At 68.0% G+C, this 14905-nt stretch carries 16 protein-coding genes and 1 pseudogene; 15 read left to right on the top strand and 2 right to left on the bottom strand.

Annotation, left to right across the window (positions count from 1 at the left end; genetic code table 11):
* The first annotated feature begins 30 nt into the window (after positions 1 to 30).
* The 9 genes from A5781_RS10635 (at position 31) to A5781_RS10595 (ending at position 7990) form a co-directional block, all read left to right on the top strand.
* A complete protein-coding gene (locus A5781_RS10635) occupies positions 31 to 1200 on the top strand; it encodes a CaiB/BaiF CoA-transferase family protein (protein ID WP_067204720.1) in 1170 nt (389 codons plus the stop codon).
* Positions 1201 to 1337: 137 nt separating this feature from the next.
* The gene (locus tag A5781_RS10630) at positions 1338 to 1934 is read left to right on the top strand and encodes a hypothetical protein (RefSeq protein WP_067204717.1); all 597 of its coding nucleotides are present in this window, start codon (positions 1338 to 1340) and stop codon (positions 1932 to 1934) included.
* Positions 1931 to 2635, top strand: coding sequence for an NIPSNAP family protein (locus A5781_RS10625; protein WP_067204714.1), 705 nt, complete (start codon positions 1931 to 1933; stop codon positions 2633 to 2635). The genes A5781_RS10630 and A5781_RS10625 overlap by 4 nt, the downstream gene beginning before the upstream one ends.
* A gap of 17 nt (positions 2636 to 2652) precedes the next feature.
* The gene (locus A5781_RS10620; RefSeq protein WP_197503786.1) at positions 2653 to 3864 is read left to right on the top strand and encodes a cytochrome P450; all 1212 of its coding nucleotides are present in this window, start codon (positions 2653 to 2655) and stop codon (positions 3862 to 3864) included.
* Position 3865: 1 nt separating this feature from the next.
* Positions 3866 to 4834 carry a zinc-binding dehydrogenase gene (locus A5781_RS10615; protein WP_067204708.1) on the top strand — a complete coding sequence of 323 codons (969 nt, stop codon included), beginning with the start codon at positions 3866 to 3868 and terminating at the stop codon, positions 4832 to 4834.
* Between the two features lie 56 nt (positions 4835 to 4890).
* The gene (locus A5781_RS10610; RefSeq protein ID WP_067204997.1) at positions 4891 to 5598 is read left to right on the top strand and encodes an HpcH/HpaI aldolase/citrate lyase family protein; all 708 of its coding nucleotides are present in this window, start codon (positions 4891 to 4893) and stop codon (positions 5596 to 5598) included.
* Positions 5595 to 5993 (top strand): nuclear transport factor 2 family protein, encoded by a 399-nt coding sequence (locus A5781_RS10605; protein ID WP_067204705.1) that lies wholly within the window; start codon positions 5595 to 5597, stop codon positions 5991 to 5993. The genes A5781_RS10610 and A5781_RS10605 overlap by 4 nt, the downstream gene beginning before the upstream one ends.
* A complete protein-coding gene (locus A5781_RS10600) occupies positions 5990 to 6718 on the top strand; it encodes an SDR family NAD(P)-dependent oxidoreductase (RefSeq protein WP_067204701.1) in 729 nt (242 codons plus the stop codon). Before A5781_RS10605 ends, A5781_RS10600 begins: the two co-directional genes overlap by 4 nt.
* 78 nt (positions 6719 to 6796) lie before the next feature.
* Complete coding sequence (locus A5781_RS10595; RefSeq protein ID WP_067204698.1) at positions 6797 to 7990, top strand: enolase C-terminal domain-like protein; 1194 nt, start codon at positions 6797 to 6799, stop codon at positions 7988 to 7990.
* Positions 7991 to 7993: 3 nt separating this feature from the next.
* Here A5781_RS10595 and A5781_RS10590 read toward each other — a convergent pair whose 3' ends face one another.
* The gene (locus A5781_RS10590) at positions 7994 to 9103 is read right to left on the bottom strand and encodes an alcohol dehydrogenase catalytic domain-containing protein (protein ID WP_067204994.1); all 1110 of its coding nucleotides are present in this window, start codon (positions 9101 to 9103) and stop codon (positions 7994 to 7996) included.
* 14 nt (positions 9104 to 9117) lie between these two features.
* On the opposite strand from A5781_RS10590, the gene A5781_RS10585 reads away from it, so the two are divergent.
* Both A5781_RS10585 and A5781_RS10580 read left to right on the top strand, forming a co-directional pair.
* Positions 9118 to 9609, top strand: coding sequence for a thioesterase family protein (locus A5781_RS10585; RefSeq protein WP_067204695.1), 492 nt, complete (start codon positions 9118 to 9120; stop codon positions 9607 to 9609).
* A gap of 94 nt (positions 9610 to 9703) precedes the next feature.
* On the top strand, positions 9704 to 10144 hold the full coding sequence (locus A5781_RS10580; RefSeq protein WP_067204693.1) for an SRPBCC family protein: 441 nt from the start codon (positions 9704 to 9706) through the stop codon (positions 10142 to 10144).
* Between the two features lie 124 nt (positions 10145 to 10268).
* Here the strand turns inward: A5781_RS10580 and A5781_RS10575 are convergent, their stop codons facing one another.
* Positions 10269 to 10961, bottom strand: a complete 693-nt coding sequence (locus A5781_RS10575) for a GntR family transcriptional regulator (RefSeq protein WP_067204690.1) — start codon at positions 10959 to 10961, stop codon at positions 10269 to 10271.
* A 160-nt stretch (positions 10962 to 11121) separates the two neighbouring features.
* Here A5781_RS10575 and fadD5 point away from each other — a divergent pair, with 160 nt between their 5' ends.
* The 4 genes and pseudogenes from fadD5 to A5781_RS10555 form a co-directional block, all read left to right on the top strand.
* A complete protein-coding gene (gene fadD5, locus A5781_RS10570; protein WP_067204990.1) occupies positions 11122 to 12762 on the top strand; it encodes a fatty-acid--CoA ligase FadD5 in 1641 nt (546 codons plus the stop codon).
* A gap of 248 nt (positions 12763 to 13010) precedes the next feature.
* Positions 13011 to 13826 carry an ABC transporter permease gene (locus A5781_RS10565; protein WP_067204687.1) on the top strand — a complete coding sequence of 272 codons (816 nt, stop codon included), beginning with the start codon at positions 13011 to 13013 and terminating at the stop codon, positions 13824 to 13826.
* A 1-nt stretch (position 13827) separates the two neighbouring features.
* A complete protein-coding gene (locus tag A5781_RS10560; protein ID WP_067204684.1) occupies positions 13828 to 14697 on the top strand; it encodes an ABC transporter permease in 870 nt (289 codons plus the stop codon).
* A gap of 5 nt (positions 14698 to 14702) precedes the next feature.
* A pseudogene (locus A5781_RS10555) lies at positions 14703 to 14905 on the top strand (MCE-family protein MCE1A); the annotation flags it as partial.

Here is a 14905-nt window from a genome sequence, read left to right as displayed (position 1 = left end):
TTCGGGCGGCCAACCGGTAGGAACTTAGCCATGGCGGGACCGATGGAGGGCGTCAAGGTCGTCGAACTCGGAGTCTGGGTGGCCGGACCGGCCGCCGGCGGCATCCTGGCCGACTGGGGCGCCGACGTCATAAAGATCGAACCGCCGAGCGGTGACCCTGGACGCATGTTCGGCAGGATGCTGGGCTGCGACCTGGGAATCAACCCACCCTTCGAGATGGACAACCGCTCCAAGCGCAGCGTCGTGTTGGACCTCGCGGAGGAGGCGGACCTCGACACCGCGTTCGAATTGCTCGCCGGTGCCGACGTTTTCGTGACCAATGTGCGGCCCGGCGCGCTGCAACGCCTGGGGCTCGACTTCGAATCGGTGTCCGCCCGCAACCCGAGCCTGGTGTACGGGCTGATCACCGGATACGGCGAGACCGGACCCGACGCGGACCGGGCCGCCTACGACGTGGCCGCCTTCTGGTCGCGCGCCGGGGTGGCGCATCTGCTCACCCGGCCCGGCGATACGCCACCGTTCCAGCGCGGTGGCATGGGCGATCATTCGGCCGGCATGACGCTGGCGGCGGCCATCTGCGCGGCGCTGGTTGCCCGTGCCCGCACCGGGATCGGTCAACTGGTGAGCACATCGTTGTATCGGCAGGGCGCCTACACCGTGAGCTTCGATCTCAACACCTACCTGCTCACGGGCCAACCGATCGCAATCGGGCAACGCGAATCGATGGGCAATCCCTGCATGAACAACTACGCCACCGCCGATGGGCGGCGATTCTGGATCGTCGGACTCGAAGGCGATCGGCACTGGCCCCCGCTGTGTCGTGCCGTCGGCCACCCGGAGTGGCTGACCGATCCGCGGTTCGGCGACGCATACGCCCGCTTCGTCAACTCGGCGGAGCTGATCGGCGAGCTGGATGCCATCTTTGCCACCCGCACCCTCGACGAGTGGGCGCAGGCCTTCGCGGCCGAACCCGATTTCTTCTGGTCACCGGTGAACAGCCTCGAAGACGTCGTCGCCGACGAGCAGTTTCACGCCGCGGGCGGCATCGTCGACGTGCCCGACGGCCAGTCCAGCGTTCCGATGGTGGCCACACCGGCCGATTTCCACGGCACACCCTGGGCACCGCGTTCTGCGGCACCGGAACTCGGGCAGCACACCGAGGAAGTGCTCGCCGAACTCAAGGCGCGCCGCGGCTCGTGACCACCGGTCGCGCCTTTACAAATTTACTCTGAAGTGTCACGCTGTCCGGTGAGTCGCCTCAGGCGGCCCCAGCCCAGGACAAGCGTTGCGGTAAACGCCAATGCACGGATTCGGTGCGGCGGTGAGGAACGGATTGAATGGTCACGTCAACGTTCGACATCAGGGAAGGCAGCCGGGTGCACGCCGCCCGGGCGAGCCGTGCCGACCGCGAATGTCTGCGCTATCGGCTCGACGTCATTGCGGTGAGTGCCCTGGACGTCGTCGAGTCGGCCGGAGGTTGGCTCTACGACCGGGCGATGGCCGGCTGGCAGGTGACGGTGCTGCTGCCGAATGACGGCGACGCCCGCTCCCTGCGGATCCTCGGCGTGCAGGCGCGGAATCTCGAGGAGTGGCTCGCCGCGATGGGCGCCGGCTCGACGAGCGACAGCCTGGCGGTGAGCGCCGAGGCGTTCACCGCGGATGCGCGCGTGCGCGACAAGGTGCTCACGTCGCTCGACGACCGGTTGACCGAAGTCACGTTGTGGGGTCAGACGCCCTCCGGGTGGCCCGTGCGCGTGGACCGCGGGGTGGCCAGGGCGCAGTACGCGCTCAGTGCGGCCGCACGAAGGTTCAAGGGCCACGCATTGGCGGCGGCCGGGAGTGATTGTCCCGCAGTGTATTCCACGGAGAAATTGCTCTGCGATTTGGTGACCTGTGGGCGCGGCGACTCGGGGTTGGTCCGGCTCGACCGATGAAGAAGTACTACCGCCACGCGCTGCTTTATCTGCACGAGACCATTTCGCTCGGCTCCGGGCGAAGCGACCGCTTCACCGAGGTGTTCTCCGACACCTACCGGCCGATGATGGAAGAGATCGGCGCCCGGCTGTTCGCGATCTGGGAGACCACCCCCTACAACGGCCACTGGCCGCAGGTGACGGTCATCTGGGAGATCGACGGGTTCGCCGACTATGCGCGGATCGGGGCCGCCCAGGCCCGCGGCGGCAGTCACGAGGCCGCGGCCGGCAAATGGTCCGCCTTTCTGGCCGACATCGGCGCCGCGGGGGAGGGCCGAATCATGTACCCCGGCCCCAGCAACAGGACTCTGGCCCAGCTGCGGGAAGCCAATTTCGCTGCGCCGCTGGTGATCCAGGAGATCATGCAAACCAAGCCGGGGCGTCAAGACGACTACATCCGCGAACTCGAGCGCCTTTACGTCCCATGGTCGGAACGCACCGGCAAGCGCTGGCTGGGCTCGTTTACCACGACCTTCCGCTACAACGAGGTCATCCACTACTGGGCGCTGGACGGCGGCTGGGAATGCTTCGCCAACCACTACCCCTCGTGGAAGGAGAGCCCACCCGCCGAGATCGTCACCTGGATGAGCGTGGCGCCCGCGCTGCGCGACGGCTGGGAGGACTCGATCCTGCAGGCCCTACCGCCCTCGCCGCTGCAGTGATGCGGCAGCAAGAGGCCGTGCACTTCGCCTACGACCCCTTCGACGCGCACGTGATGGCGAATCCGCTGCCGTACTACCGAATCCTGCGCGACCATCATCCGGTGTACTACATGCCGCAGTGGGACACGTTCGCGCTGTCCCGCTTCGAGGACATCTGGCAGGTGCTGGAAGTCAACGACGGGACGTTCGTCGCGTCGGAAGGGACGCTGCCGGCGGCGTCGGTTCTGGCCAAGCACAACACCGGGCCGGTGGACGACCCGCCGCTGCACCCGTTGCCATTCCACGCGGTGTTCGACACGGATCTGTACGCGGAGATCCGGCGCGCGCACTCCCAGCCGCTGCGCCCCAGGGCCGTCACCGGCTGGGAGGCCAGAATCCGCGAGCTGGCCAACGAGCGCCTCGACCAGCTGCTGCCCCGCGGTTCGTTCGACCTGACCCAGGACTACGGCGGCATCGTCGTGGCATCCGTCGTATGCGAATTGCTGGGAATTTCAACCGATCTCGCGCCTGAGGTGCTCGCCGCCGTCAACGCCGGCAGCCTGGCCGAGCCCGGCGTCGGGGTGGACACCGCCGAAGCGCGGCCCAACTATTTCCAATACCTGCTGCCGGTGGTTCAGCGTCGCCGCGCAGACCGGTCCGGGGGCCCGCTCGCCGTCGTCGACGGCCTGCTCGGCTACCGCCTGCCCGACGGCAGCCCGCTCGACGACGTCGAAGTCGCGACCCAAATGCTCTGCATCTTCATCGGAGGCACCGAGACGGTGCCCAAGATCGTCGCCCACGGTCTATGGGAGCTCAACCAGCGACCCGACCAGCTCGCCGCGGTGCGCGCCGACCCCGGCAACAACGTGCCGATCGCGCGGGAGGAGATGATCCGGTTCTGTGCCCCGGCGCAGTGGTTCGCCCGAACCGCGCGCAAGCCCTTCACCCTGCACGGCGAGACCATCCGGCCCGGACAGCGGGTCATCACCCTGCTCGCCTCGGCCAACCGCGACGAGCGCGAATACCCCGAACCCAACGAATTCGTCTGGGACAGGCCCATCCGCCGGTCGCTGGCCTTCGGCCGCGGCCAACACTTCTGCATCGGCTACCACCTGGCCCGACTGGAAGTCGATGTGTTGCTGCAGGAATGGCTGCAACGGGTGCCCGACTACGCGATCCAAGCCGAGGCCGCCAAGCGGCTGCCCTCCAGCTTTCAATGGGGATGGAACAACATCCCGGTGGAGGTCTGACGTGTGGTCTTACCGGATTGTCGCCCCCTATCTGTTCGAGCGGACAACGATCCCAGAGAAGACGCCCGAGTGCCTCGCCGACGGACAGGTGTTGTTGCGGTTCCTGGCCGCCGGTGTCTGCGGCAGCGATCTGCCGGCCTTTCGCGGCGCCCGCGGCCGCCTTCCGGGTGACGACGGGGCCAGTGCGGCCGAGAAGGACGGCTTCCCCATCCACGAAGTCGCCGGCGAGGTGATCGCCAGCCGGCATCCCGAACACCGTGCCGGCGACCTCGTGGTCGGCTGGGCGTCCGGGTTCGACGGCATGATGGAACGCGTGGTCAGCAACGGTGACGGCCTGGCGCCGTACGACCCGGCGCTGACCCCGGTGCAGGCCGTCGGCCTGCAACCGCTGGCGTGCGTCCTCTACGCCTGCGAGCAGTTGCCGGATCTCGCCGGCAGGCATGTGGCGATCATCGGCCAGGGCTCCATCGGCCTGCTGTTCTCCTACGTCGCCAAGGCGGCCGGGGCGCTGCGCGTCACCGGAGTCGACCCCGTCGACCGGTCAAGTCTGGCAACCGCATTCGGTGTCGACGACCCGGTGCGCGCCCCCAGCGACCGCTGGGTGAGCCGGCTCGCGGCCGGTGACCGCGCCGACATCGTCATCGAGGCCGTCGGCCACCAGGTCGCCACGCTGGGCCACGCCGTCGACGCGACCGCGCCCGGCGGCACCATCTTCTACTTCGGCGTCGCCGACGACGACGCCTATCCCATCAACATGCGCGCCATGCTGCGCAACGGCCTGACGCTGAAATCCGGTGTGACACTGGATCGGCGGCGGATGCTGGAACTCGCGGGCAAGTTCGCCGCCGAACATCCCGAGCTGCTCGCCACCTACCTGACGCACACGTTCGGCATCGACGACGTCCAGGGCGCCTTCGAGCTGGCCTGCCGCCCGATCCCCGAGCGCATCAAGATCGCGATCGGACAGTGAGCGTGACCGACAGTTCGCGGAGCGCGTTGCAGCGGGCACTCAACCGCGGCGGCCCGATGTGGGGCGGCTGGATCACCGGGCCGACGCTGCTCGGCCCGGAGGAATTCGCCGGCGCCGGTTACGACTACGTGGGTTTCGACGCCCAGCACGGCTACCTCGACGACGCCGACATCGCCGGGATGCTGCGGCGGACCGAACACCTGCCGATCGGCACCCTGGTGCGGCTGCCCAACGCGGACGCGGCCCCGATCGGGCGCGTGCTGGACGCCGGCGCCGACGCGGTCGTCATCGCCATGATCGAATCGGCGGACCAGGCCGCCGCGGCGGTGGCCGCCACCCGCTACCAGCCCGCGGGCATTCGCAGCTTCGGCCCGCTGCGCGCCGACCTGGGCCGCGACACCGCCGCGCTGGAGTCCCGGGTGAGCGTGTTCGCGATGATCGAGACGGCCGCGGCGCTGGCCGGACTGGACGACATCTGCGCCGTCGACGGGCTCGCCGGGCTGTACGTCGGCCCCGCCGATCTGGCGCTCTCGCTGGGCGCGGGTGTGGTTGGCGCGACGAAGGATCCGGCCGTCCTGGATGCCATCGTGCGAGTCCACCGAGCGGCGACCGGCGCCGGGTTGGTGACCGGCATTCACGCCGGGGACGGCACGACGGGCCGCGCCATGGCGAAGCTGGGGCTTTCGATGATCACCCTGACGGCCGAATCGCACGCGCTGCGCCGGGGAGCCGCGGAGCACCTGCGCGAGGCGACCGAACCATGAGCGACGATCAGACCGCGATCCGCGAGTTGATTGCCGGTTACGCCCTCACGCTCGACGCGGGTGACGTCGACGGGTGCCTGGCGCTGTTCACCCCGGACGCCGAATTCCTGGTCTACGGGCGGACCTTCGCCGGTCACGACGGTATCGGACGGATGTTCCGGGATGCCCCGCGGGGGCTGCACCTGACCGGGGTCTCCCGGATCCACATCGACGCCGACACCGCGACGGCCCGGTCGCAGGTGCTGTTCGTCCGGGCGGGTGATCTGCACCTGCGGCCCGCCCTGTACGACGACGAACTGGTCCGCAGCGACGGGCGGTGGCGTTTCCGGCGACGGCGGTGCCAGTTCGTCACCAGCCGCGGCCTGTCCGACACCCCCGAGGTCACGTCATCATGAATCAACACGTCGCACTGGTGACCGGCGCCGCCGGCGGTCAGGGTTGGGCCATCGCCAAACGGCTGCGCGCGGAAGGCTATTCGGTGGCCGCCTGTGATCGGCGCGCGCACGAGCTGACCGCCTTGGTCGACGAATTGGGCGACGAGGGGGTGATCGCGATCGAGCTCGACGTCACCTCCGAACCGCTGTGGGAGTCGGCCGTGCACACCGTGATCAGCCGATTCGGGGCGCTGACCACGCTGGTCAACAACGCCGGCGTGCTGCACCGCGCCTCACTGGCCGACGAGACCGCCGGTGGGTTCGAGAACTCCTGGCGGGTCAATTGTTTCGGCGCTTTCCTAGGCATCCGTGCGACGCTGGAGCATCTGCGCGCGGCGCAGCACGCCGCCATCGTCAACATCTGCAGCACCGGAGCCATCCGCCCCTTCCCGCACCACGCCGCATACAGCTCGGCGAAGTGGGCGCTTCGCGGCCTGACCCAGAACGCCGCCGCCGAACTGGCGCCCTTCGGCATCCGGGTCAACGCCGTGTTCCCCGGACCGATCGCCACCCCGATGCTCGATGACTCCACGCAACTGCGGCTCGCCGCGTCGTCGGCCTTCGGGCGGATCGGCCAACCGCGCGAGATCGCCGACGCCGTCGCGTTCCTGGTCTCCGAGGAGGCATCGTTCATCACAGGTTCCGAGCTGGTCGTCGACGGCGGCCAATGCGTGCAGATCCGATGACCGAATGCCCTGGACGCGACGGGCGCGGGACCTTCGGCTCTACTCTGAGCACCCGGGCCATCGGCAGAATGTCCTGCCATGAAGATCACCGGCCTCGAGGTGGTGCCGTTCGAGACGTTTGTCGATCGAATCTCGTTCGGCCAGCTGATGACCGACTATCGCGTGGTGCAGACCGTGACCAAGGTGCTCACCGACGAGGGGATCGAGGGCTACTACTTCGGCGGTCACTTCCATGGAGACCAGGACGGCCTGCTCCCCGGGGATCAGGCGCTGATCGCCCAATTCCTGAGCCCACTGCTCGCCGGACAGGACCCGTTTGACAGGGCGGAGATCTGGCGACAACTTTGGGCGGCGAAGCTCCCCGAAAACGTCTGCAGCGTAGTCGATCTGGTCCTGTGGGATCTGGCCGGCCGGGTCACCGGGTTGCCGGTGCACAAACTGCTCGGCGGGGCGCGGGACCGGGTGAAGGCCTATGCCAGCAGTTTCAACAACCTCGGATCGCCCGACGACTACGCCGCCCACGCCGTCGAATGCAAGCGTCAGGGCTACGGCGCCTACAAGATTCACCCCTACCACTACTGGAATCCCGCGACCGGCCAGTTCGCCCTGCCACGGCCGTCCCACGTGGACTGGGACATCCGGGTGTGCCGCGAGGTTCGGGCGGCGGTGGGCGACGAGATGGTGCTGATGTTCGACCCCTGGGGCACCTACCACACCCACGAGGACGCGCTGCGGGTCGGCCGCGAGCTGCAGCAACTGGGCTTCTACTGGTACGAGCACCCGATGCCCGAGTACCGGGTTGAGGCCTACCGGCGACTCGGCGACGAACTCGACATCCCGATCTGCTCTCCCGAGATCGCCGAGGGCGGCGTCTACACCCGGGCGGATTGGATCCTGCGCCATGCCTCTGACATCAGCCGCATCGACGTGCTGCGCGGAGGCATTACCGGCGTGATGAAGCTGGCCGGGATGTGCGAGGCGGTCGGCATGCGGTGCGAGCTGCATATGAGCGGCTTCGGCAACCTGCAGGTGCTAGGGGCCACCAGCGAAGACGTCTGCGAGTACTACGAGCGCGGCCTGCTCGGGCCCGGGGCCAGATACGACGCCGCGCCGCCGTATCTGAACTCGCCCTGCGATCCGCTCACCCCGGACGGGTTCGTCGAGATACCGTCGGCCCCCGGGCTGGGCTACGAAATCCGTTGGGAATACATCGAAGAACACCGCCTGCCGGACGCGGCGGTGGAACCCGTCGCGCCCCTGCACCCGAGATAGCGGCTAGTCGAACCTGATGAGCTGCCGGACGGCGGTACCGTCGGCGAGCTTGTCCATCGCCTCGTTGATCTCATCCAACCGGATCGACGACGACACCAGCGATTCCACCGGCAGCCGGCCCGCTTGCCAGAGTGCGACGAACCGGGGAATGTCGCGGCCGGGCACCGCCGAACCCAGGTAACTGCCGATCAGCGAGCGCCCCTCGGCCACAAAACCCAACGGCGACACGGTGATTCGCGCATCCGGTGGCGGCAGTCCGACGGTGATGGTGCGGCCGCCCGGCGCGGTGAGCGCGATGGCCGTCTCGAGTGCGGCGGGATGACCGACGGCCTCGACGACCACGGCGGCCTTCACCCGAGCGTCGGCGGCCTGCTGCGGCGTGTACGCCTCGTGCGCGCCCAGGGCGCGGGCGGCGGTCAGCTTGTCGGGCAATTGGTCGACGGCGACGACGCGCACGCCGTCATAGGTGAGCGCGGTGAGCACCGCCGCCATGCCGACACCGCCCAGGCCGACAACGGCGACCGTCTGGCCCGGCTGCGGATTGCCGACGTTGAGCACGGCGCCCCCACCCGTCAGCACGGCGCACCCCAGCAGCGCGGCGACGTCGGGCGGCACGTCCGGCGGCACCGGAACCACACTGGCCCGGTTGACCACCGCGTGCGTCGCGAATCCCGACACCCCGAGGTGGTGATACACCCGGCGGCCGGCGTGGTGGAGCCGGATGTCGCCGTCCAGCAGGGTCCCGGCGGCGTTGGCCGCGCTGCCCGGTTCGCACGGGGTCAGGCCCTGGGTCGCGCAGGCCGCGCAGTGACCGCACCGCGGCAGGAACACCAGCACCACCCGCTGACCGATGGCGAGGTCGGACACGCCGTCACCAACCTGCTCGACGATTCCGGCCGCCTCGTGACCGAGCAGCATCGGCACCGGCCGCACCCGGTTGCCGTCGACCACCGACAGATCGGAGTGGCACACCCCGGCCGCCTCGATGCGGATCATCACCTCGTCGCTGCCCGGCGGGTCCAGGTCGAGATCGACAACTCGGATCGGCCGGGAATCGGCGTACGGCCGAGCGAGACCGACCCGGTCCAGCACGGCCCCCCGAATCTGAACCATGTTGGAATACAACCATGGCTTCGGAACCCCCGGCCTCGCCGGCTCCGGTGGTACCGCCGGCACCGGACGGGCTCACCAGTGACGACTTCCCCGTGCTGTGGCCGGTCGGAACCCGGTGGGCCGACAACGACATGTTCGGCCACCTCAACAACGCGGTGTACTACCAGTTGTTCGACACCGCCATCAACGCCTGGATCAACACCAGCACCGGGCTGGACCCGCTCACCACCCCCGCGCTGGGCATCGTCGCCGAGTCGGGCTGCCGGTACTACTCGGAACTGCACTTCCCCGAAGACCTCGCGGTGGGCCTGGCGGTGACCCGGCTGGGCCGCAGCAGCGTCACGTACCGCCTCGGCGTGTTCCGGGCGGCAAACGCAGAGCAGGCGCAGCCCGTCACCGCGCTGGGCCATTGGGTGCACGTCTACGTCGACCGGTCCAGTCGCAAGCCGGTCGCGATCCCCGACCCCGTCCGCTCGTTGCTGTCGTCGGCACGCGTGGACCGATAAGCCTGAGATCGCCCGCGGGACCGGGGCTTTCGTGCGAAACTGCGGGCCCAGCCGCACTGCCGGAACGCGTCGCCCACCCGGCTATGCTTCGCCAATGCCCGTTATGAGCAAGACCGTCGAGGTCAGCGCCGACGCGGCCTTGATCATGGCGATCGTCGCCGACTTCGAGGCCTACCCGCAGTGGAACGAGGAGATCAAGGGCCTCTGGGTGCTCGCCCGATACGACGACGGGCGCCCCAGCCAGCTGCGGCTCGACACCGACTACCAGGGCATGCAGAGCATGTTCATCCAGGCCGTGTACTACCCCGGGGAAAACCAGATCCAGACCGTGCTGCAGCAAGGTGACCTGTTCACCAAGCAGGAGCAGCTGTTCAGCGTGGTGGCGATGGGAGCGTCGAGCTTGCTGACCGTGGACCTCGACGTCGAGACCTCGATGCCGGTCCCGGCGCCGATGGTGAAGCAGCTCCTCAACAACGTGCTGGACCACCTTGCCGAAAGCCTCAAGCGGCGCGCCGAGCAGCTGGCCGCAAGCTAGGCGCTCGCGATCGCCGCGGCTTTATGGCGGCGACCCGCTTCGCCCGGCTCCGCCGCGCTCGCGATCGCCGCGGCTTTATGGCGGCGACCCGCTTCGCCCGGCTCCGCCGCGCTCGCGATCGCGGCTAGTCGAAGATCCCCGTGCGGCCACGCATCTCGTTCAGCCGGGCGGCCGCGTCCGTGAATTGCCACACGGTGTGTTCGATCACCGCGGCGGCATCGCGCCGGCGCAGCGCCGCGATCAGCTGCCGGTGATTGTCGACGGCGGCCGCACCCCACTGCTGATCGGCGGCATACATCAGCACCGGCATGTAGCGCGCGGCGTTGAGCAGGAACCAGGCCAGCTTGATCCGCCCGCTCGCGTGATTGAAGACCCGATGGAACGCGAACTCGATGCCCGCGATGGTCTCGGCATCGCTGGAGCCGACGGCCGCGGCGAGCGCCTCGTTGATGCGCTCCAGCTCGTTGATCTCCGCGTCGGTGATGTGGTCGGTGGCCGCGGCCGCCAGCTCCTTGGCGATGGTGGCCTGCAGCCAGAAGATGTCCTCGACGTCCTGGCGCGTGAGCGGGAGCACGACGTGACCCCGGTGCGGCTCGAGCTGCACCATGCCCTCGCCGCGCAGCTTCAGCAGGGCTTCGCGCACCGGCGTGACGCTGACGCCGAGCTCGGCCGCGGTCTCATCGAGGCGGATGAACGTCCCCGGCCGCAAGGCCCCGGACATGATCGCCGCCCGCAGGTGGCCCGCGACCTCGTCGGACAACTGCGCCCGGCGCAGTGGCCCTCGGCGCCTCAGTCGCGTGGATATCGGTGCGTTCACGGGGGCTGCCAGGGCTTTCGGGGCGTCGCGGAGGTTGATTTGAAACTTTTGTCGGGGCTTGTCAGCAGGGCTGTAAGGCCATAATGTGACCCAGACAACACCATGTTTTATCAAATATCAACCTGGCGCAAGCGGTGCGGGAGTGAGGGAAGGGTTGGGGTTGACCGCGCAATTAGCGAACCATCTGGCGCAGGGAACCGAGCAGCCGTATCTGGCCCGGCGGCAGAACTGGGTGAATCAGCTCGAACGGCATGCCCTGATGCAGCCGAGCGCGACGGCGCTGCGGTTCCTTGGCAAGACCGTGACGTGGGGCGAACTGCGGCGCCGGGTCGGGGCGCTGGCCGATGCGTTGAGCCGTCGGGGAGTCGGCTTCGGCGATCGGGTGATGGTCTTGATGCTCAACCGCACCGAGTTCGTCGAGTCGGTGCTGGCGGTCAACATGCTCGGCGGGATCGCCGTTCCGCTGAACTTCCGGCTCACCGCCGCCGAGATCGCCTTCCTGGTGCAGGACTGCGAAGCCCGCGTGATGATCACCGAATCGGTGCTCGCCCCGGTCGCCACCGGGGTTCGCGAGGTCGAGCCCCTGCTGGACACGATCGTCGTGGCCGGTGGCGCCGGCGACGACAGCGTGCTCGGCTATGAAGACCTGATCAACGAGCCCGGGGCTTCGCACGAGCCCGTCGACGTCCCCAACGATTCGCCGGCGTTGATCATGTACACCTCGGGCACCACCGGCCGCCCGAAGGGCGCCGTGCTGACCCACACCAACCTGACCGGCCAGACCATGACCGGCCTCTACACCAACGGCGCCGACATCAACAGCGACGTCGGTTTCATCGGCGTCCCGTTCTTTCACATCGCCGGCATCGGCAACATGCTGACCGGGATGCTGCTCGGCACCCCCACGGTGATCTACCCGCTCGGCGCCTTCGAGCCGGGGCAACTGCTCGACGTGCTGGCCGAGGAGAAGGTCACCGGCCTCTTCCTGGTGCCCGCCCAGTGGCAGGCGGTCTGCGCCGAGCAACAAGCGCGGCCCCGTGACCTGAGGCTGCGGGTGATGTCGTGGGGGGCGGCGCCCGCGCCCGACGCGCTGCTGCGCGAGATGTCGGCGACGTTCCCCGGAACACAGATCCTGGCCGCCTTCGGCCAGACCGAGATGTCGCCGGTCACCTGCATGCTGCTGGGCGAAGACGCGATCCGCAAACGTGGATCGGTCGGCAAGGTGATCCCGACCGTGGCCGCACGCGTGGTCGACGAAAACATGAACGACGTACCGGTCGGTGAGATCGGTGAAATCGTTTATCGCGCACCGACTTTGATGAGCGGCTACTGGAACAACCCGGAGGCCACCGCGGAGGCGTTCGCGGGCGGTTGGTTCCATTCCGGCGACCTGGTCCGGATGGACGCCGACGGCTACGTCTGGGTGGTGGACCGCAAGAAGGACATGATCATCTCGGGTGGCGAGAACATCTACTGCGCCGAGGTGGAGAACGTACTGGCCAGCCACCCCAGCATCGTCGAAGTGGCGGTCATCGGGCGTTCCCATGACAAGTGGGGCGAGGTGCCGATCGCGGTTGCGGCGGTGGCCGGCGAGCAGCTGCTGCTGGACGAGTTGGCCGAATTCCTGGCCGAGCGGCTCGCCCGGTATAAGCATCCCAAGGCGCTCGAGATCGTGGACGCGCTGCCGCGCAACCCCGCCGGCAAGGTGCTCAAGACTGAACTACGGATCCGTTACGGCACCGAAAATATTGACGAAAACCGCTCTACCGCAGAAGGTTTCACTGGCAGAGAGGAAAGCTGACGGAAACTGTAACGTTTGCCCGCTGTTGACGAAGGGTTAATTGTGCAGATGCAGTTCACACGTGCATGGCCATCGGGTACATTCCTGTGGTCTCCGTTACTACTTGCCAGTAGGGAGCCCATGGTCACACACGTTGGGTCGCGGCAAGGTGGGGGCACCCCCGGCCGCATAGCGGCGAGGGGGCGAGGCGTGCTACACGATCCGCCGCGGCGCCCTGAGGCTCGCGGTATCGGCTGGAGGGGGCAGCGGTGACTTCAACGTCGACGAGTCGACAAGGCCCCTACCTTGTCGGCTACGTACGGGACCAACTGCAGACGCCGTTGACGCTCATCGGAGGGTTCTTCCGGATGTGCGTCCTCACGGGAAGGGCACTGTTCCGCTGGCCCTTCCAGTGGCGCGAATTCGTCCTGCAGTGCTGGTTCATCATGCGAGTCGCGTTCCTGCCGACCATCATGGTGTCGATCCCGCTGACGGTGCTGCTGATCTTCACGCTCAACGTGCTGCTGGCCCAGTTCGGAGCCGCCGACCTGTCCGGTGCCGGTGCGGCGATCGGTGCCGTCACCCAGCTCGGGCCGCTCACCACGGTGCTGGTGGTGGCCGGCGCCGGCTCGACGGCGATCTGCGCGGACCTCGGTGCCCGCACCATCCGCGAGGAGATCGACGCGATGGAGGTGCTCGGCATCGACCCCATCCACCGCCTGGTGGTTCCCCGCGTGATCGCCGCGACGCTGGTCGCCACTCTGCTCAATGGCCTGGTGATCACCGTCGGCCTGGTCGGCGGCTACCTGTTCGGTGTCTACCTGCAAAACGTCTCCGGTGGTGCCTACCTCGCCACCCTCACCACGATCACCGGCCTGCCCGAGGTGGTCATCGCGACCGTCAAGGCCGCCATGTTCGGCCTCATCGCCGGACTCGTCGGCTGCTTCCGCGGGTTGACCGTGCGGGGCGGGTCCAAGGGGCTCGGCACCGCGGTGAACGAAACCGTCGTGCTCTGCGTCGTCGCCCTATACGCGGTCAACGTCGTGCTGACGACCATCGGCGTGCGATTCGGGACGGGCCACTGACATGTCAACCTCTGCCGTATTGCGCGCCCGCTTCCCGCGGGCAGCCGAAAACCTCAACCGCTACGGTGGTGCCGCGGCCCGCGGCGTGGACGACATCGGCCAGATGGCCTGGTTCGGGGTGGAGGCCATCGCGCACATCCCGCACGCGCTGCGCAACTACCGCAAGGAAACGTTGCGGCTGATCGCCCAGATCGGCATGGGCACCGGCGCCATGGCCGTCATCGGCGGCACCGTCGCGATCGTCGGCTTCGTGACCCTCTCCGGTAGCTCCCTGGTCGCGATTCAGGGCTTCGCCTCGCTGGGCAACATCGGGGTCGAGGCCTTCACCGGCTTCTTCGCCGCACTGATCAACGTGCGCATCGCCGCCCCGGTCGTCACCGGCATCGCGATGGCCGCCACCGTCGGCGCGGGCGCGACCGCCGAGTTGGGTGCCATGCGCATCAGCGAAGAAATCGACGCCCTGGAAGTCATGGGCATCAAGTCGATCTCGTTCCTGGCGACCACCCGAATCATGGCCGGTCTGGTCGTCATCATCCCGCTCTATGCGCTGGCCATGATCATGTCGTTCCTGTCCCCGCAGATCACCACAACGGTGCTTTACGGACAGTCGAACGGCACCTACGAGCACTACTTCCGGACGTTCCTGCGTCCCGACGACGTGTTCTGGTCATTCCTCGAGGCCATCATCATCACGGCGGTCGTGATGATCACCCACTGCTTCTACGGTTACAACGCCGGCGGTGGACCCGTCGGCGTCGGAGAGGCCGTCGGCCGATCGATGCGTTTCTCGCTGGTATCGGTGCAGGTCGTCGTTCTGGCCGCTGCGTTGGCGCTCTATGGCGTCAACCCCAACTTCGCGCTCACGGTGTAGCCGCCATGACATCACCAGTGAAGGTCAACGCCCCCCGGAAGCCGCCGTACAAGCTGGCCGGCATCGCGTCGTTGATCATCGCCGTGGTGGCCGGGGCCCTGATCTACGGGCAGTTCCGGGGTGATTTCACACCGAAGACGAAGCTGACGATGCTGGCGTCGCGGGCCGGGCTGGTGATGGATCCGGGCTCGAAGGTCACCTACAACGG

The sequence above is a fragment of the Mycobacterium sp. 852002-30065_SCH5024008 genome (assembly GCF_001665645.1).
In the GTDB taxonomy this organism is placed as follows: Bacteria; Actinomycetota; Actinomycetes; order Mycobacteriales; family Mycobacteriaceae; genus Mycobacterium; species Mycobacterium paraffinicum.
The sequence above is the reverse complement of the archived record's forward strand: the minus strand, read 5'-3'. Positions and strand labels throughout refer to the sequence as shown.

Bases quoted from the DNA above. Each gene is read 5' to 3' on its own strand.
- A5781_RS10595 (WP_067204698.1), top strand. From the start codon at position 6,797: ATGAAGATCACCGGCCTCGAGGTGGTGCCGTTCGAGACGTTTGTCGAT.
- A5781_RS10630 (WP_067204717.1), top strand. From the start codon at position 1,338: ATGGTCACGTCAACGTTCGACATCAGGGAAGGCAGCCGGGTGCACGCC.
- A5781_RS10635 (WP_067204720.1), top strand. From the start codon at position 31: ATGGCGGGACCGATGGAGGGCGTCAAGGTCGTCGAACTCGGAGTCTGG.
- A5781_RS10610 (WP_067204997.1), top strand. From the start codon at position 4,891: ATGTGGGGCGGCTGGATCACCGGGCCGACGCTGCTCGGCCCGGAGGAA.
- A5781_RS10585 (WP_067204695.1), top strand. From the start codon at position 9,118: ATGGCTTCGGAACCCCCGGCCTCGCCGGCTCCGGTGGTACCGCCGGCA.
- A5781_RS10600 (WP_067204701.1), top strand. From the start codon at position 5,990: ATGAATCAACACGTCGCACTGGTGACCGGCGCCGCCGGCGGTCAGGGT.
- A5781_RS10580 (WP_067204693.1), top strand. From the start codon at position 9,704: ATGCCCGTTATGAGCAAGACCGTCGAGGTCAGCGCCGACGCGGCCTTG.
- A5781_RS10590 (WP_067204994.1), bottom strand. From the start codon at position 9,103: ATGGTTCAGATTCGGGGGGCCGTGCTGGACCGGGTCGGTCTCGCTCGG.
- A5781_RS10625 (WP_067204714.1), top strand. From the start codon at position 1,931: ATGAAGAAGTACTACCGCCACGCGCTGCTTTATCTGCACGAGACCATT.
- A5781_RS10560 (WP_067204684.1), top strand. From the start codon at position 13,828: ATGTCAACCTCTGCCGTATTGCGCGCCCGCTTCCCGCGGGCAGCCGAA.
- A5781_RS10605 (WP_067204705.1), top strand. From the start codon at position 5,595: ATGAGCGACGATCAGACCGCGATCCGCGAGTTGATTGCCGGTTACGCC.